Annotated in this window: 15 protein-coding genes; 12 read left to right on the top strand and 3 right to left on the bottom strand. The window is 70.5% G+C overall.

Going from position 1 to position 21,907, the window contains the following annotated elements; all coding sequences use genetic code 11:
• The 4 genes from VFE28_13925 (at nucleotide 1) to VFE28_13940 (ending at nucleotide 7,222) form a co-directional block, all read left to right on the top strand.
• Nucleotides 1-4,803, top strand: a complete 4,803-nt coding sequence (locus tag VFE28_13925) for a hypothetical protein (GenBank protein HZM17096.1) — start codon at nucleotides 1-3, stop codon at nucleotides 4,801-4,803.
• 100 nt (nucleotides 4,804-4,903) lie between these two features.
• Entirely contained in the window at nucleotides 4,904-5,773 is an 870-nt protein-coding gene (locus VFE28_13930) for a tetratricopeptide repeat protein (protein HZM17097.1), read from the top strand.
• A complete protein-coding gene (locus VFE28_13935) occupies nucleotides 5,757-6,149 on the top strand; it encodes a hypothetical protein (protein HZM17098.1) in 393 nt (130 codons plus the stop codon). Before VFE28_13930 ends, VFE28_13935 begins: the two co-directional genes overlap by 17 nt.
• The gene (locus VFE28_13940; GenBank protein ID HZM17099.1) at nucleotides 6,146-7,222 is read left to right on the top strand and encodes an AgmX/PglI C-terminal domain-containing protein; all 1,077 of its coding nucleotides are present in this window, start codon (nucleotides 6,146-6,148) and stop codon (nucleotides 7,220-7,222) included. The genes VFE28_13935 and VFE28_13940 overlap by 4 nt, the downstream gene beginning before the upstream one ends.
• 1 nt (nucleotide 7,223) lies before the next feature.
• On the opposite strand, the gene VFE28_13945 is transcribed toward VFE28_13940, so the two are convergent.
• Together VFE28_13945 and VFE28_13950 are read right to left on the bottom strand one after the other, a co-directional pair.
• A complete protein-coding gene (locus VFE28_13945; protein HZM17100.1) occupies nucleotides 7,224-8,198 on the bottom strand; it encodes an FAD:protein FMN transferase in 975 nt (324 codons plus the stop codon).
• A gap of 29 nt (nucleotides 8,199-8,227) precedes the next feature.
• Complete coding sequence (locus VFE28_13950; protein HZM17101.1) at nucleotides 8,228-8,674, bottom strand: hypothetical protein; 447 nt, start codon at nucleotides 8,672-8,674, stop codon at nucleotides 8,228-8,230.
• 404 nt (nucleotides 8,675-9,078) lie between these two features.
• Here VFE28_13950 and VFE28_13955 point away from each other — a divergent pair, with 404 nt between their 5' ends.
• Both VFE28_13955 and VFE28_13960 read left to right on the top strand, forming a co-directional pair.
• On the top strand, nucleotides 9,079-10,536 hold the full coding sequence (locus VFE28_13955; GenBank protein ID HZM17102.1) for a sigma-54 dependent transcriptional regulator: 1,458 nt from the start codon (nucleotides 9,079-9,081) through the stop codon (nucleotides 10,534-10,536).
• Between the two features lie 119 nt (nucleotides 10,537-10,655).
• On the top strand, nucleotides 10,656-15,230 hold the full coding sequence (locus tag VFE28_13960) for a C25 family cysteine peptidase (protein ID HZM17103.1): 4,575 nt from the start codon (nucleotides 10,656-10,658) through the stop codon (nucleotides 15,228-15,230).
• 89 nt (nucleotides 15,231-15,319) lie between these two features.
• Here the strand turns inward: VFE28_13960 and VFE28_13965 are convergent, their stop codons facing one another.
• Complete coding sequence (locus VFE28_13965) at nucleotides 15,320-16,141, bottom strand: isocitrate lyase/phosphoenolpyruvate mutase family protein (GenBank protein HZM17104.1); 822 nt, start codon at nucleotides 16,139-16,141, stop codon at nucleotides 15,320-15,322.
• A gap of 166 nt (nucleotides 16,142-16,307) precedes the next feature.
• On the opposite strand from VFE28_13965, the gene VFE28_13970 reads away from it, so the two are divergent.
• The 6 genes from VFE28_13970 (at nucleotide 16,308) to VFE28_13995 (ending at nucleotide 21,896) form a co-directional block, all read left to right on the top strand.
• Nucleotides 16,308-17,513 (top strand): FIST N-terminal domain-containing protein, encoded by a 1,206-nt coding sequence (locus VFE28_13970; GenBank protein HZM17105.1) that lies wholly within the window; start codon nucleotides 16,308-16,310, stop codon nucleotides 17,511-17,513.
• A 210-nt stretch (nucleotides 17,514-17,723) separates the two neighbouring features.
• On the top strand, nucleotides 17,724-18,170 hold the full coding sequence (locus tag VFE28_13975; protein ID HZM17106.1) for a division/cell wall cluster transcriptional repressor MraZ: 447 nt from the start codon (nucleotides 17,724-17,726) through the stop codon (nucleotides 18,168-18,170).
• Between the two features lie 31 nt (nucleotides 18,171-18,201).
• The gene (locus tag VFE28_13980) at nucleotides 18,202-18,624 is read left to right on the top strand and encodes an STAS domain-containing protein (GenBank protein ID HZM17107.1); all 423 of its coding nucleotides are present in this window, start codon (nucleotides 18,202-18,204) and stop codon (nucleotides 18,622-18,624) included.
• Nucleotides 18,624-19,589: a 16S rRNA (cytosine(1402)-N(4))-methyltransferase RsmH gene (rsmH, locus tag VFE28_13985; GenBank protein ID HZM17108.1), complete on the top strand. Its 966-nt coding sequence runs from the start codon at nucleotides 18,624-18,626 to the stop codon at nucleotides 19,587-19,589. The genes VFE28_13980 and rsmH overlap by 1 nt, the downstream gene beginning before the upstream one ends.
• A gap of 114 nt (nucleotides 19,590-19,703) precedes the next feature.
• The gene (locus tag VFE28_13990; GenBank protein ID HZM17109.1) at nucleotides 19,704-20,069 is read left to right on the top strand and encodes a hypothetical protein; all 366 of its coding nucleotides are present in this window, start codon (nucleotides 19,704-19,706) and stop codon (nucleotides 20,067-20,069) included.
• Between the two features lie 48 nt (nucleotides 20,070-20,117).
• On the top strand, nucleotides 20,118-21,896 hold the full coding sequence (locus VFE28_13995) for a penicillin-binding protein 2 (protein ID HZM17110.1): 1,779 nt from the start codon (nucleotides 20,118-20,120) through the stop codon (nucleotides 21,894-21,896).
• The last annotated feature ends 11 nt before the right edge of the window (nucleotides 21,897-21,907 follow it).

The raw sequence follows: 21,907 nt of genomic DNA on the forward strand, positions 1-21,907 counted from the left end.
ATGCCTCGGCCCAGCGTGCGCCGCACGCTCGCAGCGTGCGCGCTGCTCTTCGGCTGCCTCGGCCTGCAGGCGCACTGCGCCCAGGCCGCCTCGGAGCGTGAACGCGCTCTCGTTTTCGCCGCTCGCCGCGCCGCTCTCGAGCTCGCCGCCGGCAGACCTGTCGCCGCGGCGCAGGTACTCCGGGAACTTCACCTGCAGACCCGGGGGGATCGGCGCGAGGTGGAGACGGCCCTGCTCTGGGCCGAAGCGGAGCTCCTCGCCGGGGCGGAACCCGACTCCCTTCTCTTGCAACTCGTGCGGGCCGACGACGACTTCGTCCGCGCCCAAGCAGCAGCACATCTTCTCGGTCTCGCCGCGAGAGCGCCGGATTCCACCCGCGCCGGCGCCGCCCGGCTCTTCCTCCAGCAGGCCCGCGGTTACGACGGTCACGAGGACGAAGACGCCGCGGCGGGATTCCTGCTCGCCGCACTGCTGCTGCAGCGAAGCGGTGACAGGGCGGGGGCCGAAGCGGCGCTGCAGCGCGCTCGGGGTCCGGCAGGCACGGTGGCCAGGCTGCTGCGCGCCGAGGCTGCGCTCGCCGGCCAGGAGCCCGGCGAGGCGGCGGAACTCTACCTCCGCGTCGGAGCGGCGCGGGACACCGGTGTCGCTCTCTGGGCGAGCGAGGAAGCGCGGCTCGGCCGCGCCCGGGCGCTCTCCCAGAGCGGTGAGCGGCGACGCGCCCGCGAGACGTTGGAGACGCCCTTCCGTGTGCCGCGCTTGCAGCACTACGCCCTTCTCCTCGAGGGACAGATCGCCTACGCCGACAGCGACCTCGCTGGCGCCGCCCGCGCCCTGGAACGACCGGGCCTGGAAACGGTGGATGCGGTGCATGCGGCGGAAGCGGCGCTCTGGGCGGCGCAGGTGGAACTCGATCGCGGCCGCTTCGCCACGGCGGAGTCCCTGAGCACCGCGCTCGCGACGCGGCTGGCCGCTGGGCCCGACACCGCGCCGGAGTTGCCGGCAGAGCTCCGCTTCTCTCTCGCCGCCTGGCATGCCTCGCGCACCCGGGCGACTCTGGACGCCATGGCCCAGCGTGGTGTGCTGCGCCACCCCATCGAGGCGAGCAGCCTCGCGGCGCCGCCGGCGGTGCTCGTCTTCGCCACGCCGATCACGGCGGACACGCTCGCCGAGGGTCTGGCGCTCCAGCAGCCCTATCGGCACGGCGAAGAGGTCTGGGCCGCCGAGGCTCCTTGCTTGCAAGCAGCGCGGTCACTCCTCGACGCCCGTCTCTCCGAGCGCGAAGCCAGAGCGCAACTGGAAGAGGCCGAGCAGAACCTGGCGGTGCGCCTGCGTCTCTTGGCGCTCGCACAGCGGGAAATGGCAGCGCACCAGCAAGCCTTGGCAGCGCTCGAAGCCGCGGCGCGAGCGCTGCAAGCGGAGCTCGAGCACTACCGGGCGGCCCTGGCGGCGGAGGAAGCGGCGTGGCGCGCGGCGTTGCAGGGTCGCATGCAAGCGCTCCAAGCCGCGGTGCAAACACTGCAGCGCGAGAGCCTCCGGCTCGAAGCGCACTACCCCCGCGACCGCGGCGTGCGCCCTCACGAGGAAACCGAGCGTTCTCGGAGCGAGCAGGAGGCGGCTCGCGGCTGGATCGCCGCAGTGGACAGCTTGTGCAACGATCTCGCGCCGCGCCTGCAAGCCACGGTGCAAACCGTGTTGCGCCAGCGCGAGCCGGAGGCAGCAGCGCAAGCGCTCGCGGCGCTGCAGGCGGAGGTCGCGGCGCTCGTCGAAGGGACGCGGGGCCTGGCGCAGCGTCTGCAAGCGGCAGACGCGCTGGAGCGACGCGAGCTGGCCGCCGCCACGGCACGAGAGCGCGAGGCGCACCGCGTCTGGTTCGTGGCGGTCGAGCGCACGCGCGTGGCGCGCGCGGCGCTCGAAGCGGAGCTGGCGGCCAACGCCAAGGCGCGGCGGGCGGCCTATGCGCAAGCCGCCTGCGATCTGGAGGCCACGGCGGCCTTCGTGGGTGCTCTGGAAGACACCAGCGGAAACCAGCAGCCCCGGCTCGAGCATGCGGCAGCGAAGCTCGACACCTTCATCTCCCGCTATCCGCGCTCGCCGCGAGCGGACGAAGCACTCTATCGCTTGGGTGAAGTGCACCTGCGCCGGGCTGCGCTCGCCTACCTGCAGGAGCTCGGCGCGGTGACCGCCGCCGGTGGGGAAGCAAGGAGCGCCGCGCTCCCGCTCGAGCTCTACGCCGATGCCATCGCCGCTTTCACCCGGCTGCAGCAGACGTGCCCCGAGTCGCCCCGCTTGGTGGATGCGCACTTCCAGCTCGGCTTCCTCTTCGCCGAGATCGGCAGCCCGGAGATCGCCGTCACCCACCTGGACAGCTTCCTGCTCCATGCCCCCGTCGGCGATCGGCGCCGCGGCCGAGCGGCGCTGCGCCTCGGCGAAGCGCACGTGGTGATGGACGAACTCGAAGCGGCTTTCGACGCCTTCGGCGTTGCCGCCGCCACGGAGGAGCCGGACATCCGGCCGGTGGGACTCGTCAAGCGTGCCTGGTGCGCCTTCGAGCTCGATCGCTACGAGGAAGCGCGCCTCGCCCTCCGCGCTCTGCTCAGCAGCGACTCGAAGGGCGCGGTGGATCTGCAGGCGGAAGGCTTGGAGCTCTTGGCCCTCTGCTTCGCCGCCGACACGCGGGGACCGGAAGCGGCGGCGGAGCTGGAGCGCTGGGGAAATCCGCCGTTCCGTTTCGTCGTGCTGCGCCGCATGGGCCAGCTCTTCGCCGCCCGCGCTCAGTACGACGATGCCATCGCGACCTGCCGCACCCTGGAGGAAGAGTTCCCGCTGCACCCGCGCCTCGCTGCGGTGGCGGTGGAGGAGCTGCGTCTCGTGGCGCTGCACCAAGGCCAGGAAGCGGCGCATGCCCGCGCCGCGGTCCTGGCGCCGCTCTTCGCCCCCGAGGGTGCTTGGGCGCGCGCGGTCGGCGCTTCCGGCAGGTTGGCGGAAGCGGGGAAAGCAGGCGACAGGGCCAGCTTCACCGCGGGCGAGGACGACGCCGTGCAACCGGCATGGCAATCCCGTCTCGTCGAGGAAGATCGGGAAGCGGGGCGAGCCGATTCGCTGGCGCGGGCGTTCGCCGACCCGCGCGCCGCCGCGGCGCACATGGCAGCCCGCTTGCGCAGCGCCGCCGTCTTCGCGCATCAGCAAGGGCGCGCCGGCGGTGCTGGAGCACCGGAACATCTCGAACGTGCGGTGACGCTGTACCGGCAAACGTTGACTCTCTTCCCCGGCGCCGAGGGCGAACCGACGACTTCTCTCTACCTCGGTGAAGCGCTGTTCAGCCTCGAGCGCCCCTTGGAGGCTGCTGCCGCTTATGACGCCGCCGCCTCCCACGTGGCAGCGGACAGCACCACGCGGGAAAGCGCGCGAGCAGCGGAGCTCGCCGCGTTGGACCGGGCCGCGGCGAGCGACGTGACGGTGCTGGAGCGTTACGAGGAGGTCACGCGAAGGTACCTCGCCACGCGACCGGCGGATGCCCGTGGTCTCGACGCGCTGGAGCGCGTCGGCAGCCTCGCCTTCGCCGCTTCGCGTTACGAGACGGCGGAGAAGGCCTACACCGACCTCGCGGCACGCACGTCCGACCCGGTACGGGCGACCACCGCCCTCAAGATCGCCGGCGACACCTGGTACCGGCGCGAGAGCTTCGAGCGTGCGGCCGACGGGTACGCTGCGGCGCTGCAGCGCGCCCCGGCGACCGGGGCCGACTCCCTGGTGCAGGCGTTGCGGGTTCTCGTGCCCGGCGCGCTCTTCCGGGCCGGAGCGGCGGCGGAAGAGAAGGGCGAGGCGAAGCACGCCGCCACCTTGTTCGAAGGCGTGGCGACGGAGCACGCCGATTTCTCCGCTGCCGACGAGGCGCTCTACCGTGCAGCGCGGCTGCGCGCCAGCCATGGGGACACCTTGGCGGCGCTGGGGGACTACCAGAAGCTGGTGGCGGCCAAGCCGAGCTCACCGCTGCATCCCGATGCGTTGCTCGAGCTCTCGGCGCTCCGCGCTGCTCACGGCGAGAGCGGAGCCGCAGCGGCGAGCTACCGCAGCTTCGCCGTGACCTACGCCAAGCATCCGCAGGCGCGACCGGCGCGGCTGCGGGCCGCGGAGCTCTACACCGCGAGCGGCGACAGCACCGCCGCGGACAGCGAGTACGCCACGCTGCTCCAGGACCTCGTGGCCGCCTCGCCGGCGGACACACCGCTCGTGGCGCAGCTCTGGTTGCGCCGTGCTCGTCTGGCCCGCACGCCCGAAAGCGGTGCGCCGCATTGCGAACAGGCGCTCCACTGGCGCGCCGGTCTCACGCCGGCGGAGCGCGCCGAAGCCGCCTACCGGAGCGCCGAAGCCTTGCGGCCTGCATACCTGGCCCTTCCTCTCGAAGCCCCGCTCGACGCGGCTCTGGAACGGAAGAAGACGGCGCTGGAGGGCGTCCTCAACGGATATGCCCAAGTGTTGCGCGATCCCGTGCAGCCGTGGCATGCGGCAGCATGTCTGCGCGTGGGCGAATGCTTGGACCATTTCGGCGCCGCTCTCGCCGCGAGCCCGGCGCCGGCGGAGTTGGGCGCCGCCGACCTGGAAGCATTCCGCGCCGCCCTCGGGACGCAGGCCGAGGCGCTCGGCAGCCGCGCCATCGATGCCTGGTCGCAGGGCTTGCGCGGGGCGCAGGAGGACCGTGCAGCCTCTGCCTGGGAAGTCGCGCTGCAGTCCCGGTTGTATCCGGCGCTGTCTCGACGCGTCCCCACCCGTCCGACGCCGTTCTTCGTCTTTGTTCCCCCTTGACGGAATGCTCCTTGCGACGCTCCAGGCGATCCATCGATCGCCCTGGTCTCGTGACGCCGCACGCGTTCGTTCCGGCAGCGAGCTGGAGGGATTGCACCTCATGAGGAGCTGCGAGCCATCGACTGGACGGCGCCACTCGCGCCAGATTTGCATGCTCCTCCTCGGCGCCGTGGCCTTGGTGCTCCTCGGCGGCTGTGGTACGGCGCGGCGGACAGCGCTGCGCCCGCGTACGGACGATGGGGAAGAATTGCGTCGCGCCGCGGCGGCGGCACCGGCCGACCCCGCGCCCTGGGTGCAGTTGGGACTCTGGCACCGAGAGCGCGGCCAGCCCGACGCCGCGCTGGTCTCCTTGCGTCAGGCTCTCGCCCGGGATGCGGACCACGTGCCGGCGCTCACGCTCCTCGCCCTGCTCCTGCACGAGAACGGGCGGAGTGCCGAAGCGCTGCGCTACTTCGCGGCGCGGCCTCTCGGCGCCTGGCCGGAGCCCGTGCAGCTCGACATCGCCTTGCTCCTGGCCGAAGCGGGATACGTCGACCCGGCGCGGGAAGCGCTCGAAGCGCTGCAGCACGGGCCATGGCAAGCGGCGGCGATCGCGAATCTAGCCTGGCTCGATCTCCTGGAGGGGAATAGCACCGCCGCGGCGTCGCGGCTGCACGATCTGCCCGCCGACGCGGCGCCGGAAGTCCGCAACAACCTCGCGGTGGCGCTGCTCCGGAACGGTGACGTGGCCGCGAGCGAAGCGATGCTTCGCGCCCTGGTGGCAGCGGATCCCGCCTTCGCCCCGGCCTGGGAAAACTTGGGGCTCCTGCGCCGTCACTGGCGGCTCGACGATGCCGGTGCTGCCGAGGCCGAGCGTCGCGCGCCGCCTGCCTCCGTGCTCTCCGACGTGGCGGTGCAGGCCTTCCTCACCGGCACCTGGGAAGACGCAGCGCCTCCCGCCAAGGAGGGGAGCGATGGCAGCAACCCGTAGGGCGGTCCCGGCGCTCCTTCGCGCGCTGCGGCGCGCCAGCGGCTGCGCGCTCTTCCTGGCGTTCTCGAGCACCGCAGCCTTCACGACAGGTGAGAAAGCGAATCCTGTCGCGCCGCCAGCCACCCAGTCGCTGCGCGCCGAAGACGTGCGCATCGAAGGCAAGCTCTACTCGCCGCAGGCACTCTTCATCGTTTCCCGTCCTGAGGAGCGCTTCGGCCGCGATGTGCTCTCCCATTATTTGAACCTCGATGCTTCCGGCCGGGTGCTGCCGTATCGCCTGCGCCCCGAGTGCCTGCGAGCCCAGACTGCTGTCGTGCCCGCGCCCGCCCCCGCCCCCGCGGCGCCCGCCGACTCCAGCACCGCGAGGTCACCGTGAATCGTCCCGTGGCGGTCTCGGCGCGGAGTGTCCTCGCGGCACGACAGGAGCACCGGCGCATCTCGGTGCGGACGCGGCGCGCCCAAGGCGTCAGCTTCCTGGTCCACGTCCTCGTGCTCACCTGGCTGGCGCTCCGGCCCATCGCTTTCCCCGAGGCCCCGACGCTCACCGAGATCTCGCTGCTCGACCCGGAGAGCTTGCGGCCCGAGCCGCCACCACCCCCACCACCACCGCCGCCGCCTGAACCGGCTCCCGTCGAGCCACCCAAGCCGCCGCCACCGCCGGCACCCGAGCCGGTGGCGCCGAAACCGGTGACACCACCGCCGGCGCCGCCGCGTCCTGCTCCGGCTCCTACCAAGAGTGCTCCGGCACCACCGCGTGGTACGCCGCAGGGGCGCCCGCAAGGCGGTGGCGCCGAGCGCCCCGCAGGACAACCGGAGCCGGTGGCGGGCAACCGCGGGCGCGAAGCCGGCGCTCGCGTCGCTCAGAACCTGCAGTCCACCACGGCGAACGTCGACAAGCTGCTCTCCTCGTTGCAAGGAACGGTGCCCGTCGCCGCCGGTCCCGGAAATGGTGGCGGTCGGGGCAAGGAAGCGGTCGGCGCGCTCCGCGCCGGCTTGGAGGGCGGACGCGGCACCGAGGCCTTGGCCGGGATCGACAATCTCTTGCAAGGCACCGGCGCCGGCCGCGGCGGCGGCGCGGCGCGCGGCGTGCAGCGGGCCGGCGTGGACGTGGTGGATCAGGGTGTGCGCAGCGACGGCGATGGTGCCGCCGCTTCGGGCCGGGACAGCCGCAGCCTCATGGCCGTGGTGGAGCGCTACAAGTCGGGCATCAAGTTCTGCTACGACAATGCCCTCAAGAAGGCGCCGCAGCTCCAGGGCAAGATCACCCTGCAGATGGACATCGAAGCCGATGGCAGCGTGCGCGGTCTGGTGGTGCAGCAAGACGGTGTCGGCGATGGGGCGATGCAGCGCTGCATCTGCACCCAGATCGGTTCGTGGAGATTCCCCGCCATCGAGGCCGGCACGGTGCGCTTCACCCTGCCCCTGGTTTTCACGCCGCCCAACGCTTGAGTCAGCGCTGGGCAGGGGCGAAGACAGCAGCGATCCCCGCGCTCGGCTGCAGGGCGACCCCTCCTTCCTTCCCTTCGACGACGAAGACTGCCTGCAAATCCGGTCGAGCGGCCAGGAACGCCATCCCCCGTTCGGGTCCGAGGACGAAGAGCGCGGTGGCGTAACAGTCGGCGGCGATGGGATCGTCGCTGAAGACGCTGACGCTCGCCGTGCCGCGCGCCGGGTAGCCGGTGGCGGGATCGAAGATGTGGTGGTAGCGCACGCCGCCTTCGATGAAGAACTGCTCGTAGTCGCCCGAGGTGGTCACCGCCCGCCAGCGCATGGGCACGGTGGCGAGGAGCGAGTCGGGCTGCCGCGGGTTCTGCACGCCGATGCGCCAGGGACCGCCGCGGGGTCGTTCGCCGCCGACCACGATGTCGCCGCTGATGTCGATCAGGAAGTCGCGGAGCCCCCGGGCACGGAAGCTGTCGGCGACGCAACGGGCGACGAATCCCTGGGCGATGCCGCCGAGATCCAGCCGCGCTTCGGGATCGAGCCAGTGGAAGCTGCCGTCCGCTTCGAGGCGGTAGGTCTCGCAGCCCACGTGGAGGAGGAGATGCTGCAGTGCGGACGCCTCCGGGAGGTGCGGCGTCGTGTCGCCGCCGAAGCCCCAGAGTCGCTTTACCGGCCCGATGCTGACGTCGAAGGCGCCGCCGGTGTCGCGGCAGACCTGTTGGGCCCGTTGCAGCAGGAGCCGTGTTTCCGGGGCGAGCGTCACCGACTCGCGCTCGTTGAGCCGGCAGAGGTCGCTCGCCGGGCGAAAGTCGGAGAGGAGCGCCTCCAGGCGCTCGACCTCGGCGCGGGCGGCGCGCAGCGCCGCGTCGGCCTCCGCCTCGTTGCGGGCGAGAACGGTGATTTGCACCGGCGCTCCCATGGCGACGAAGGCGTCGGTGGCGCGGTGGGGGCCGCGGTCGCAGCCGGCCAGCAGGAGCAACAAGGAGGGAAGTGCCCGGGGCAGGCGGCGTTTCAGCGCGGTTTCTCCGGATCTTCCCCGAAGGGGTCGTAGCGCGGCGACTTGAACTTGCGCAGGTCCTCGTCGAGGTTCTGGAAACGCTGGCGCTGCCGGTCGCCGCGCTCGTCGGCATCGAAGAGGTTCTGCAGCTTCTTTTGCTTCGCTTCGAACTGCTGGTGGAAGGCGTCCACCTCGTCCTTGAAACCCGGGCCAGCTTCCTCGGCGGGCAGCGCTTCGATCTTGTGGTGATCGCGCACCTCGACGCGCTGATCGAAAGCGCTCTTGATGATCTGGACGATGCCGGCCGCGTCGAGGGCCCGCACCAGGTGGCCGGTGTACTCCTTGGAAAAGCGCAACAGGGAGGCGATCTCCTCCACCGTGGGAGGACGCTGTTCCTGGTGCTGCAGGACGCGGATGGCGGCGACTGCGAGATGCGCCTGGCTTTGCGCGGGTGGCTGCACGGGGACCTCCAGGCCGGCGGGGAGCATTTTACAAACGCCTCGTCGTGCTGCAAAGGGGGCGCAGGACGGCCCTGGGCGAGGGAGCCCGGCAGGGGGCCGGCCGCGGCGGGAGGGACGGCGCCACCTCGTCGGGGACGATAGGGCATGGGGCAGGTGGGGTCGTCCACGTCTCGGCGGGGGGAGGACCCTGGGTGGGCAGGTCGGAACGGCGACGCGTGACGCGCCGGTGGCCCCCCGCAGCGCGCCATTTGGCTCAGAATTGCAGCCCCGGCCTGGCTCCGACTGCCGCGGAGAGGAGCCGTTTGGAGCGGCGCTCCAGCCAGTTTATAATCGTACAGTCGCTCTCCACGGGCGACGCAACGCAAGGATGCATGCTTTCCAGCGGGACGTGATCAGGAGGATCCGTGCGCCATCTGTTGCTGCTCGTGGACGACGAGCCCGCCCTTTTGGACTCCCTCTACAGAATCCTCAAGCGCGATACCTACGACATCTTGACCGCCGCCAGCGCCGCCGAGGCCCTGCGTCTCCTGGACGAGGAACCGGTGTCGCTCTGTCTCGCCGACCTGCGCATGCCCGGCATGGACGGCCTGGAGCTCCTCCGGCGCCTCCGGGCCTCGCACCCCGACGTGGCCGGCGTGCTCATGAGCGGCCACGCCTCCATCGAGGTGGCGGTGGAGGCCATGCGCGAGGGCGCCTGCGACTTCCTCCTCAAGCCCTTCGGTCGCAGCCAGCTCGAAACCGTGGTGGAGCGGGCCCTGGCGTCACGGCGCCGGCGCGCTCTGGCACCCTCGGTCGCCGCCGACTCGGCGCTGCAACAGCTCATCGGGCCGAGCTCGGCCATGCGGCGCGTGCTGCAGCTCGTCGAACAGGTCGGCCCGAGTTCCGCCAACGTCCTCATCCAAGGCGAGAGCGGCACCGGCAAGGAGCTCATCGCCAGCGCGATCCAGCAGCTCTCGCGGCGGCGCGAGGAGCCCTACATCCGGGTCAACTGTGCCGCCATCCCGGACAGCCTGATGGAGTCGGAGCTCTTCGGGCACGAGAAGGGCGCTTTCACAGGAGCCCACAAGGCGAAAAAGGGGAAGTTCGAGCTCGCTGACGGCGGCACGATCTTCCTCGACGAGATCGGCGACATGAGCGCCAGCACCCAGACCAAGCTCCTGCGGGTACTGCAGGAAGGGGAGTTCGACCGTGTCGGCGGCACGCGCACCTTGAGCGTGGACGTGCGCATCATCGCGGCGACGAATGCGGACCTGGAACGTCTGGTGGCGGAGCGCCGCTTCCGTGAAGACCTCTACTACCGGTTGCGGGTGATCCAGGTGCAGCTGCCGCCACTCCGGGAGCGCAAGTCCGACATCCCCCTGCTGGTGGATCATTTCATTCGCCGTTACGCGGCGAAGGACGGCAAGCGCATCGCCGGCATCGAGCCGGTGGCGCTGGCGGCGCTCACCGACTACGCCTGGCCCGGAAACGTGCGCGAGCTGGAGAACGCCATCGAGCGCGCCGTCGTCCTGATGCAAGGGGAACGCCTGCGCCTCGAGGACCTGCCGCCGGAAGTGCTGCAGCGGGCGCCGGAGGACCGGATCTCCTTCCCCGTGGGCACCTCGCTGCGCGAGATCGAGCGTCGGATGATCGCCGAAACCCTGCGCTTCACCGACGGCGACAAGACCAAGGCGGCACGCTTGCTCGGCATCACCGCGCGTACCATCTATCGAAAGCTCGAGCGCCGGCGGCGCGAGCTCGCCAGTTCCTTGACGCGGGCCACCGCCGCGGCGCGGCGCCGCCCGGCCCCGCGGATTCTGCCGGCTCCTTTGGCTTCCGCAGCGGCATCGTGCCCTTCGCCCGGCGACGACGAGGGCCCCTGACCTCGCTCCCTTGCGCCCTGCTTCCACAGGCCCTACCATCGTCCCATTGACGACGTCTCAGGCTTCTGCCCTTAAGACAACGCTGGCCCCGTAGCCTCCCGGGGGATGCGACCCGAAGCATGATTCGAACCGTCCGTGCGCGCGGCGTGCGCCTCGCCGCACTCGCTCTCGCCTGCCTCCCGGCCGCCGGCCGCGCCGCTCTCGCTGCCCCGAGCGGTAGCCCGTCGCGGGAGAGCGTGACGCCGTCCGTCGCGGTAGCCCGGACCGACGCGCCGACCCCCGTGGTCCGGGCGCGGCTCGCCCCGCTCCGGCTCGCAGGCTCTCCGCTCGGGCCATTCCAGCCCACCGAGGCGCCGAGCCTGGAGGGCAGCCCGGTCGAGTACCTCATCGTCACCTCCCAGGCCATGGCCGGGGAGTTCGCCCGGCTCGCGGCTTGGAAGACCGCGAAGGGCGTGCCCGCGGTGGTGCGCACCGTGACGGAGGTGCGAGCCGCCGCCGTGCAGGGCTGTGACTTCGCCGAGACGCTGCGCAACTACCTGCGCGACGCCTACCAGCTCTGGGGCGTCCGCTTCGTCCTCCTCGCCGGCGATACCGACATCATTCCGGCCCGCTACGTGGCGATGCAGATGCTCAATTTCGACTTCCCCATCTCCGATCTCTACTACTCCTGTCTCGACGGTACCTGGAACGCCGACGGCGACGCCTTCTTCGGCGAGCCGCCGGCTGCACCCGGCGCAGCGAGCGACGAGGCGGACCTCGTCTCGGAGGTGTACTTGGGGCGCGCCCCGGTGAGCACCAGCGCCGAGGCGAAAGTGTTCGTCGACAAGACGCTCGGCTACGAGCTGCCGGTGCAGCAGGACTTTCAACACAAGATCCTCTTCCTGGCGGAAGTCTTGTTCCCGACCAACTACGACCCACAGGGGCCGCCGCCGTCGGCCGACGGAGCGGAGTACGCCGAGGAAGTGGCGCACCTCCTGCCGGCGGGGATGCAAGTTCGCAAGCTTTACGAAGCCACCCAGCTCTGGGAGGGGAGCGAGCCCTTGACGCGGCTCGGGGCGACGCAGGCCATCGACGCCGGCAACGGCACCGTGGTCCATGTCGGTCACGGCTTTCGCTACACCCTCTCTCTCGGCGACGCCAGCCTCACGGTGAGGGAGGCGGCGGAGTTGGTCAACGGCCCCCGGGCCGGACTCTTCTACATGCTCAACTGTACCGCCACGGCTTTCGACTTCGAATCCATGGCGGAGACACTGCTGCACAACCCCGACGGCGGCGCCACCGTGGTCATCGGCGCCACGCGCGAAGCCTTCCCGGCCACGGCACGCACCTATCAGCTCGCTTTCTTCGACAAACTCTTCGTGCAGGGCGAGCGCCGCGTGGGTGTGGCGATGACCGAGTCGCGCCACCAACTTTTGTTGCCCTTCCTGCCCGCGGTGGAGCTCTGGACGCAGCTCGTCTACACCCTCCTCGGGGATCCGGAGCTCGGCATCGCCACCCGGGTCGAAGCGTTGCAGGTGGAGGGCGTCCCGGCGTCGCTTCATGTGGGACCGCAGCAGGTATCGCTCACGGTGCACGATGCGCAAGGACCGCTCGACCGGGCCTTGGTCTGCTTTTCCAAGCCCGGTGACGAGTACCGCGTGGCGCGCACCGGCGCGAACGGTGTCGTGGTGCTCGACGTCGAGCCGGGGACAGCGGGAACGCTGGATCTCACCGTGACCGGCTACGATCACTTGCCGTATCGGGCGACGCTACCGGTGACGCTGGCCGGCGCTGGACTCACGCTCGCTTCGACGCAGGTGAGCGACGACGGCGGCGGCAGCGGCACGGGCAACCAGGACGGACGCTTGGACGCGGGCGAGACGGCGACGCTCCGGCTCATACTGCACAATTCCGGCAACACGACGCGGACCGGCATCGCCGCCACCCTCACCACGACGGATCCAGCCGTCACCATTCTCCAGGGCACGAGCGCCTATCCCAATCTCGCCGCGAGCCAGGAAGCCGCCGGTGTGTCGCCCTTCGTGGTGCGCCTCGCTCCCAGCGTCTCGGACGGCAGCGTCGTCACCATGAGCCTCGCGGTCCAGTACGCCAGCGGCAGCGCGAGCCATCGTGTCGAGCTGCTGGTACGCGCCGCATCCCCGCTTCTCGCCAATCTGCGTCTCGACGACTCCCGAGCCGGCAATGGCAACGGCGTGCAGGAAGCCGGCGAAGCCGTGGATCTTTTCTATCGTCTCGAGAACCGCGGCGGTGGCACGGCGCTGCAGGTGTCCCTCGCCCTCGTGGCGGTGGATCCCACCCTGGAGACGTTGGTGGATTCGGTGACGGTCGCCGACATTCCGCCCGGAGCGACGGTGGAGATCGCGACACCCCTCGTGGTGCGCGAGCCGGACACCGAGCTCAGCCGGCCGGCGGAGCTGTGGCTGCGGCATCTGCAGAATGCGGAGGGCAGCTTCATCGCCTTCGATCTACGCCGGCCGGAGGTGCCGACGGGGTTGTCCTTCGCCAGCTCCGACGCCAGCGACGTCATCCAGATCCGCTGGAATCCGGTGAACGATTTCGATCGCCTGGGATACCACGTGCATCGCGCCGACGCGCCGGCCGGGCCGTTCGTTCGTGTCGATACCGACCTCCCCCTGCACGGCACCTACCGCGATGTCGGCCTCGCCCCCAGCCATCGCTACTATTACCGGGTGACGGCGCTCGACCGCACCTTCCTCGAAGGCGACCCGAGCCTCACCGTTTCGGTGAGCACGAATCCGCCCCTCGTTTCCGGCTGGCCCAACGATGCCAACGATTTCTCCGCTTCGACTCCCGGTGTGGCCGACGTCGACGGGGACGGCGGGCTGGACGTGGTGGTGGCGGCGAAGCAAGTCCTCGCCTGGGATGCCCACGGCATCGAGCTGCGCGACGCCGACCAGAACGCCGCCACTTGGGGAGTTCTCTACGGCCACGGCGAGGTCTTCGGTCCCGTGGCGATCGCCGATCTCGATCGCGCTCCGGGACGAGAGATCGTCGTCGCCACCTGGGATCCGATCTCGCGCTTCGTGACCGTGGTCAACGGTGAGGGTGCTGACCTCCCGGGCTGGCCTCGTCCTCTGGCGCCTGCGGCGGAGTCGCATCGGGGTTCTCAGGTGCCGCCGGTGGTGGCGAACCTGGACGACAGGGGAGCGCCGGAGATCCTGCTCGCCGCCCGCGATGGCCGCCTGTACGGCTGGCACGCCGACGGCAGCGAGATCGCCGACGGTGACGCCTCGGCGGCCACCCAAGGGGTGCTGTTCGATACCGGGAGCCCCTTCCTGCGCTGCGCCCCCGCGGTCGCGCCTCTCGATCCGTCCTCTCCGGGTCAGGAGATCGTCTTCGGCGGCACCAACGGCAAGCTCTACGTCCTCGACGCGCAAGGACGGCCGCTTCCCGGCTGGCCGCGCACCGCGCCGCTCGGTGGTGACCCCTTCGGTACCGTCTTCGCCAGCGGCATCTGCATCGCCGACCTCGAGCGCGACGGCCAGCGCGAGATGGTGTTCTTGGAAAGCTCGGGGCGCTTGCACGCCATGCATACGGACGGCAGCGAACTGCCGGGCTTCCCGGTCGGCGGCATCCAGGCGCTGAGCGGCTCCGTGGTGCCCTCGCCGGCACTGGGAAATCTGCAAGGAGATGGGGCGCTGGAGATCGTCGTCGGTGGCAGCGACGGCCGCATCCACGTCTTCGACGCCCACGGCATCGCGCTCTTGCCGCAGCCGTTCTTCTCCGGTGCGGTGAGCGAGAGTTCGCCGCTCCTCGGTGACGTGGACGGGGACGGGGAGATCGAGATCCTCTTTGGCAACGAGAACGCCGTCCTGCACGCCTGGAATCTGGACGGTTCGGAGGTGGACGGTTTTCCCATCGCCCTCGGCGCCGAGCTGCGGGCGACGCCGACCCTGGAAGATGTGAACGGCGACGGCAACGCCGACCTGCTGGCGCAGAGCTGGGAGGGCAGGATCACGCTGTGGGATCTGGGGGTGCCCTGGGTCCCGTCTCGCTTCCCCTGGCCGACGCACCGCGGCAGCATCCACCGCACCGGCGAGTACGGCTTCGCCGTGCCGACGCCGCTTGCTCTCACCGATCTGCACGCCGTCTTCGAGGCCGGGCGCGGCGTGTGGCTGTCGTGGCGGGGTGGCACCGAGGTGGGCGAACGCCAGTGGCGCGTGCGCCGGGCCGGTCCGTTCGCTGCCGAGCCGGAGCGCGGGGAGGCGGAGTGGACGCAAGGCGCGGTGGTGGTGGCGACGCTGCGCGGCCACGGCGAGCTCCAGTGCCTCGACGCGAGCGCTGCTCCCGCGAGCTGGTACGGCTATTTGATCGAGGTGGAGGGGGAGGAGGGCTTCCGGATCGCGGCGGTGCTCACGCTCTTCACCGCCCCCGCTTCCGAGCTGCGACTGCACGCGGCCGTGCCGAACCCCTTCAATCCGAACACGCGCCTCGCCTTCGATGTACCCGCCCTCGCTGGCGCCACCGTCGCCGTGGCGGTACGACTGGACCTCATCGATGCCCGCGGCCGGGTGGTGGCGACGCCGGTGCGGGGCATGCTGCGTCCCGGGCCGCACGCGATCCAGTGGGATGGGCGGGATGCCTCCGGGCGCGAGGCTCCGAGCGGTGTTTACGTGGCGCGTCTCAGCGCCGCGGACCGCGTGGTGACGCGAAAGCTCACGCTGCTACGCTGAGCCGCTCGCTCCGCGCCGATCTTGCTCCTCGAGACGTTCGCCACCGTGCTCGCAGCCCTCACGGGTCTGCAAAAGCCAGGGTGCGTGCGTCATTTCTCGAACAGGGCGCTGATTTCCCGATAGGGTACGGCAGCTTCGGCAAAGGTGAAGGTGCCGCGTTCGCGCATTTCCCGGGCGGCGCGAAGAAAGGCCCCGAGAGCCGCGCGGGAGAGCGCGCTCCCCACGCTGACGCGTTTCACACCCAGCGCCGCCAGCTCCGCCAGGCTCAGCTGCACCCCTTGCAATCCCATCACCACGTTCACCGGGCGACCGACCGCACCGACGACGGCGGCGATGTCTTCCTTGCTCCGCAAGCCCGGCGCATAGAGGACATCCGCCCCTGCCTCCTGATAGGCCTGTAGTCGCCGGATGGTGTCGTCGAGGTCCGGTCGGCCGACGAGGTAGTTCTCCGCTCGGGCGGTCAGCGTGAAAGGGGAGGGAAGGGCGCGCACCGCTTCCGCCGCTGCACGGATGCGCTCCACGGCAAGACCGTACTCATAGATCGGAGCGCTGGGGCGCTGGGTCGAATCCTCGATCGAGCCGCCGGCGAGACCGGTTGCCGCGGCGAGCCGCAGCGTTTCCGCCACCGTCTCTGGAGGGTCACCAAAGCCGTTCTCGAGGTCGGCGCTCACCGGCAAATCGGTGGCGGCGACGATCGCCGCCACGTGCGCCAGCATGCGTTCGCGACCGATGCTGTTGTCCCGCTGGCCGACGGAGAATGCGAAGCCTGCGCTCGTGGTCGCGAGCGCCTCGAAGCCGAGCCCGGCGAGGAGGCGCGCCGTGCCTGCGTCCCAAGGATTGGGGATGATGAAGGCTCCGTCGCGCTCGTGGAGAGCGCGAAAGGCTTTGCCCTTCTCCGCTTGCGTCCGCATGCGAGCCTCGCCCGGGGAGTCTACGCCTCGCGCCCGAGTGAGGGAAGGTGAGGCGCGCTGCCACACACTGGGGGGGAGAAAGCTCGTCAGCGTACACCGGCCTCGGCTACAATGGCTCCGGCGCGGCGTCACGTCGCGCCGGGCAATGCCTGAAGGTGGTGTTTGCGTGCGCTGGGCCTCGGCGGTGTCGACGCACAAAGATCTGGATGCAGCCCTCGCCGCTGTGGCGGCGTCGGTGCGTTCCGAGCTCGAGGAGCAGAGCCCCGATTTCGCCCTCGTTTTCGTTTCGCCCCACTTCGCCTCGGTGTACGAAGCGCTCCCGGCACGGCTCGCCGCACACCTGCCAGCGCGAACGCGGCTCGGCTGCTCCGCCGGCGGCGTCATCGGCGGCGGGCGGGAGCTGGAGCAGCAGCCGGCGCTGGCGCTCATCGCGGCCTCGCTCCCTGGGGTGACGCTGCACCCCGTCGCCCTCGAGGCGGAGGCGTTGCCCGACGCGGACGCTCCACCGCGGGCGTGGCACCAGGCGCTCGGCGTGGCGCCCCAGCCGGCCGCTCACTTCATTCTCCTCGCCGATCCGTTCACTTTCCCGGTCGAGCGTTTGCTCGCAGGTCTCGACTACGCCTACGCCGACGGCGCCAAGATCGGCGGACTCGCGAGCGGCGCTGACGGCCCGGGCGGCAACGTTCTCCTCCTCGGGGCGGAAGCGCGGCGCAGCGGCGCCGTGGGTGTCGCCCTCGCCGGCGACATCGCCGTGGACACCGTGGTGGCGCAAGGATGTCGACCGATCGGCCGCACCCTGCAGATCACCCGTTGCAACGAGCACATTCTCTTCGAGCTCGATGGCGTACCGGCGTTGCAGGTGTTGCAGGAAATCGCCGCCGTCGCGCCGGAGCGGGATCGCGAGCTCATGGGTCAAGCGCTCTTCCTCGGTCTCGCCATGGACGAGCTGGCGCCGACGCTCGGTGCGGGCGATTTCCTCATTCGCAACGTTCTCGGCATCGACCCGCGCCATGGTGCGCTCGCCATCGGCGCGCACCTGCGCCAAGGACAGAGCGTCCAATTCCATGTGCGGGACGCTCGCACCTCCGAGGACGACCTGCAACTGGTGCTGGAGCGCTTCGCTGGACGTCCCGAGGCGCAGGATGCGGTCGGGGCGTTGCTCTTCTCCTGTCTCGGACGGGGCATCCACCTCTACGGCGAGCCCGATCACGACAGCGCCGTCTTCCGCCGCCTCCTCGGCGGCTTGCCCCTCGGCGGTTTCTTCTGCAACGGTGAGATCGGCCCCGTGGGGGGCCGGACGCACGTCCACGGCTTCACCAGCTCCTTCGGCATCTTCCGTCCTGCCACGGGCAAAAGTGGGAGCAATAGGTAGCCCGCACACAGCGAGCCTCTCGCTGCGTCAGGAATCTCATCTCGCCTCCTGACGAATACTTAAATCGACACGTCGCAAACACTTGACGCTCACTGTCGGGAGCGCCGCGAATTCCCTTGACCCTCCCTCAGGTGTCTCCCTATAGTCCGCCGCGGGGATGAAAGAGGTGGAAATAGGGTTGGATCGGATCAAAGTGAGTGACCCTGGAGCATGGCCGAAACCGAGCGTCAGAGGTTCATCGGGACGCAGGTCCAAAGCATCGATCCCAAGGGGAGGCTCGTCCTCCCGGCTCGATTCGTCCGACTTCTGCCCGAGGGGCAGACCTCCATGGTCCTCACCGTCGGCACCGACCCCTGCCTTCTCCTCTACCCCCTAGACGAATGGAACCGGATGGCGGACGGGCTGCGGGCCCTGGCGAGAAACGAGGCCACGCGCAACGCCATCCGCTATCTCAGCGATTTCAGCACCGAGTTGGAGCTGGATGCTCATGGCCGGCTCACGGTGCCGCGGGAGTTCCTGAAGCTGGCCGGCATCCAACGCGAGATCTCGGTAGTCGGCCTGCTGGATCACATCGAGCTCTGGCCGCGTGAAGTTTACGAGCGGCGCGCCGAGGAACGGCGGCTGGTGGCGCGGCCGATTCTGGATGGTCTGCAGTGAGCGCGGGGGTGCCCGCGCTGTGGGGTGGAGGATGGCGGGTTCAGAGCGTGCGGGTCAACGGCTGCGCGTGTTGATCAGCATCCAGGGCCCTGTGGCGGTGGCGCATTGCGCGGGCACCCTCGATCGTCGCAGCGTGGACGAGTTGGCGACGCGACTGCGCCCCCTGCTCTTCGCCGGGGTGCGCGGGGTGGTGTGTGCGTTGGAGCGGGTGGAGCATGTGCACTTTCAGGCGCTGGAGCTCTTCGTGGAGCTGCACCGCCTGGTGCGTAGCGCCGGTGGTCACTTCGTACTCGCTGGTGCCACGCCCTACGTGCGGCAGATTCTGGATTTCGGCGGCGTCCCGGCGCAGGTGACGGTGAGCGCGAGCCGGGGCGAGGCAGTCGAGGCCCTGCAGGCGGAGTTGCCCCCCGCTGCGGCAGCGGCGAGGTCGAGCGTGCAGCCGTCGTTGCTCTGATGGCCGGTGAGCGGGGGCGGCCGGCGGAGTCCGGCGCCCGCGGCTCCACGGCGCACGTGCCGGTGCTGTGCGACGACGTGGTGGCCTTCGTCGCCCAGGGGCCAGGGGAGCAAGTTCTCGACGGGACCGTGGGCTACGGGGGTCACGCCGAGGCGATTCTGGCGGCGCTGCCGCAAGCGCGGCTCGTCGGCTTGGACGTGGATCCGGAGGCGTTGCAGGCGGCAGCGCAGCGTCTCCAGCGCTTCGGCGACCGGGTGCAGCTGCTGCACGGCAACTACGCAGGGATGGATGCATGTCTTGCAGAGCTCGGCATCGACACGGTGAGCGCCATCGTCCTGGACCTGGGCGTGTCGTCGGCGCAGATCGACACCGCGTCGCGGGGCTTCAGCTACCGGCAGCCGGGACCGCTCGACATGCGCATGGATCCGACCGCGGCGCGCACCGCGGCGGAGTTGCTGCACACGGCACCGATGGAGGAAATCGCCCGCGTCCTGCGGGAGTATGGAGAAGAGAGGTCGGCCCGGAGGATCGCCCGCGCCGTCGTGGAGGCCCGGCTCCGCGCGCCGCTCGTGACGACCACCGATCTGGCCGCCCTCGTTCGCTCGGGTTCCGGGCGCAAGCCAGTCTCGACTCTTGCGCGGGTTTTCCAGGGTGTGCGGGTGTGGGTGAATGGGGAACTGGAAAACTTACGTCAAGGTTTGGGGCGATCGCTCGGCGTGCTTGCGCCCGGTTCCATTCTCGCGGTCCTCAGCTATCACTCGCTGGAGGATCGCCTGGTGAAGCAGTTCTTCCGCCGGCAGGAGGAAGGCTGCATCTGTCCGCCCGACCTGCCGCGTTGCGGCTGTGGTTTCGTGCCGGGCTTCCGGGTGCTGACCCGACGGGCGGTGCGTCCCGGAACGGCTGAGGTGGCGAGGAATGTGCGGGCGCGCAGCGCGCGCTTGCGGGTGCTGCAACGCTTGCCCTGAAGGGGCGGCAACGATCGAGGCGAACGGGCCGCGTCACTGACGCGGCCCGTCGTGTCCGGGGGGATGCTCTCCATACGCGCGCGTCCATCACGGGGAAGGAGCCGCGCCCGTACGGTGCGGCAGCGGCTGCGGCGCTGGTTCGAGGACTTCGATCCGTGGACGCCGCGGCCGGGGGACTACATCCTCGGGGCGGCGGTCTTCCTGGGGCTGGCGCTCAGCTACGTCGGGGAGCGCGGTCACGCCGTGCAGCTCAACAAGCGCATCTACGCCCTGGAGGAACGCTCCAGCACCTTGCGCACCGAGGTCGAGGTCCTGGAGGCCGAAGTGACCCGGCTCGCCGACCGGCATCGCATCGTCACCTTGGCCCGCAAGATGGGGATGGCGGCGCCGGAGCCGGAGGCGCTGGAGTACATCTATTTCGTGGCTGACGGGACGCCGCCGCAAGAAGCTCGCTTCAGTGTGGAGAGCCCGGCGCGTTGACGGCGCGACGGTGAGCTCGCAGGTCCGGTGGTGGGGAGGGGAGAAGCGATGCCGCGCCGTCTGTGCCTGCTACGCATCGAGCAGATCGCCGCGGTCGTCCTCGGTCTCTTTCTCCTTCTCGGCCTCCGGCTGCTGGATCTGCAGGTGATCCGGCACGCTCACTTCCGCGCCCAACAGCTCCGCCAGGTCGACACGCGTCTCGAAGTGCCAGCGCGGCGGGGTCGCCTCCTGGACCGCCAGGGCCGGGTGCTCGCCTTCGACGTCGTGGCCTTCGACATCTCCGTGCTCTCCCGCCGGGTGCGGAGCCAGGATCTCGGGCTCATCGCCGAGGCCGCCGGCATGTCGAAGCGCGAACTGCGCGCCGTGTTGCGCCGCCCAGGCACCTTCCACACCGTGGGCCGCCAGGTGACGCTCTCCGCCGGCATGGCGCGCCAGCTCGCCAGCTTGCCCGGCGTTTGCCTCGAGCGCCGCACCTATCGCCAGTATCCCTTCGGCACCTTGGGGGCTCAGGTCCTCGGCTTCACCGACCAGGGCGGTCATGGCGCCGAAGGGGTCGAGAAGGCCTACGACGCCGTGCTTCGCGGCGTCCCTGGCGAGGTCGTCCAGCTGCGTGACGAAGAGGGCGAGACCATCGGCACCTTGTCGGCCCGGGATCCCGTCGACGGCGACGACCTCGTGCTCGCTCTCGACGTGGACTTGCAGCGCATCGCCGACGACGAGCTGCAGCGCGCCCTCGGCGAAACCGGCGCCCGCGGCGGCGCAGTGCTCCTGCTCGACCCCCACAGCGCCGACATCCTGGCTTGCGCCAGCGCCCCGATGCCGGCGCAGCGCGACGGCGTCTACACTCCGGCCACGTGGCGCAATCGCGCCGTCTACGATCTCTTCGAACCGGGCTCGACCCTCAAGCCGGTCACCGCCGTCGCCGGCTTGCGTCGCGGCCTGGTGCGACCCACCACGTACCTGTACGCCGAGCGCGGCGTGCACAGCTTCGGTCGCGCTGGACTCATCCGCGATTCCCATCCGGAGCAAGGCGACGGCTGGCTCACCTTCGCCCAAGCTTTCGCCCGTTCCAGCAACATCTGTTTCGCCAAGCTGGCGCGAGAGCTGCCAGGGCCGGAGCTCTACGATGAGCTGCGCGGCTTCGGTTTCGGCAGTCGCTCCGGAGTCGACCTGCCGGGAGAGCCGAATGGCTGGTTGTCGCTGCCGCGCGACTGGTCGGGACGCACGCGTCTGTGTCTCGGCTACGGACAGGAGATCTCGGTGACCGCGCTGCAGCTGGCGAACCTCTATGCTACGATCGCCAACGGCGGACGACTGCTCCGACCCCGCATGGCGCTGCGTGTCGTCCATGCCGCCGGTGGCGACGAGGCCTTCCCACCCCGGGAAGTACGGCGCGCTCTCGATCCGGAACTCGCCGCCACGCTGCGCGACCTGTGCACCCTCGTCGTCGCCGAGGGCACGGGTAAACGCGCCGGCCTGGAAGGCGTGGTGGTGGCGGGCAAGACCGGCACGGCGCAGAAGGCCGAAGCGGGACGTTACGTGGGGCGCTACGTGGCCAGCTTCGCCGGTTTCCTGCCGGCGGAAGCGCCGCGGCTCGTCGGTCTCGTCGTTCTCGACGAGCCCCGCGGCCAGAACCACTGGGGCGGCATCTCGGCGGCGGCGACTTTCCGTCGCATCATGGAGGGCGTGACGCGCAGCACGCGCTACCTCGAGCCACCGGCGGCGCGCATCACCGTCGTGCGCGCCGACGATCTGCACGCCGAGTCGTCGCGCCTCGCCACAGCGAGCGCGGTGCGACTGCCGGCGCGAGCGAAGGTGCGGCGCTGAGCGACCGCCCG

The sequence above is a fragment of the Candidatus Krumholzibacteriia bacterium genome (assembly GCA_035649275.1).
Taxonomy (GTDB): Bacteria; Krumholzibacteriota; Krumholzibacteriia.

Coding starts and splice junctions, on each gene's coding strand:
- VFE28_13975 (HZM17106.1), top strand. CDS start 17,724: ATGGCCGAAACCGAGCGTCAGAGGTTCATCGGGACGCAGGTCCAAAGC.
- VFE28_13980 (HZM17107.1), top strand. CDS start 18,202: ATGGCGGGTTCAGAGCGTGCGGGTCAACGGCTGCGCGTGTTGATCAGC.
- VFE28_13995 (HZM17110.1), top strand. CDS start 20,118: ATGCCGCGCCGTCTGTGCCTGCTACGCATCGAGCAGATCGCCGCGGTC.
- VFE28_13925 (HZM17096.1), top strand. CDS start 1: ATGCCTCGGCCCAGCGTGCGCCGCACGCTCGCAGCGTGCGCGCTGCTC.
- VFE28_13930 (HZM17097.1), top strand. CDS start 4,904: ATGAGGAGCTGCGAGCCATCGACTGGACGGCGCCACTCGCGCCAGATT.
- VFE28_13960 (HZM17103.1), top strand. CDS start 10,656: ATGATTCGAACCGTCCGTGCGCGCGGCGTGCGCCTCGCCGCACTCGCT.
- rsmH (HZM17108.1), top strand. CDS start 18,624: ATGGCCGGTGAGCGGGGGCGGCCGGCGGAGTCCGGCGCCCGCGGCTCC.
- VFE28_13935 (HZM17098.1), top strand. CDS start 5,757: ATGGCAGCAACCCGTAGGGCGGTCCCGGCGCTCCTTCGCGCGCTGCGG.
- VFE28_13965 (HZM17104.1), bottom strand. CDS start 16,141: ATGCGGACGCAAGCGGAGAAGGGCAAAGCCTTTCGCGCTCTCCACGAG.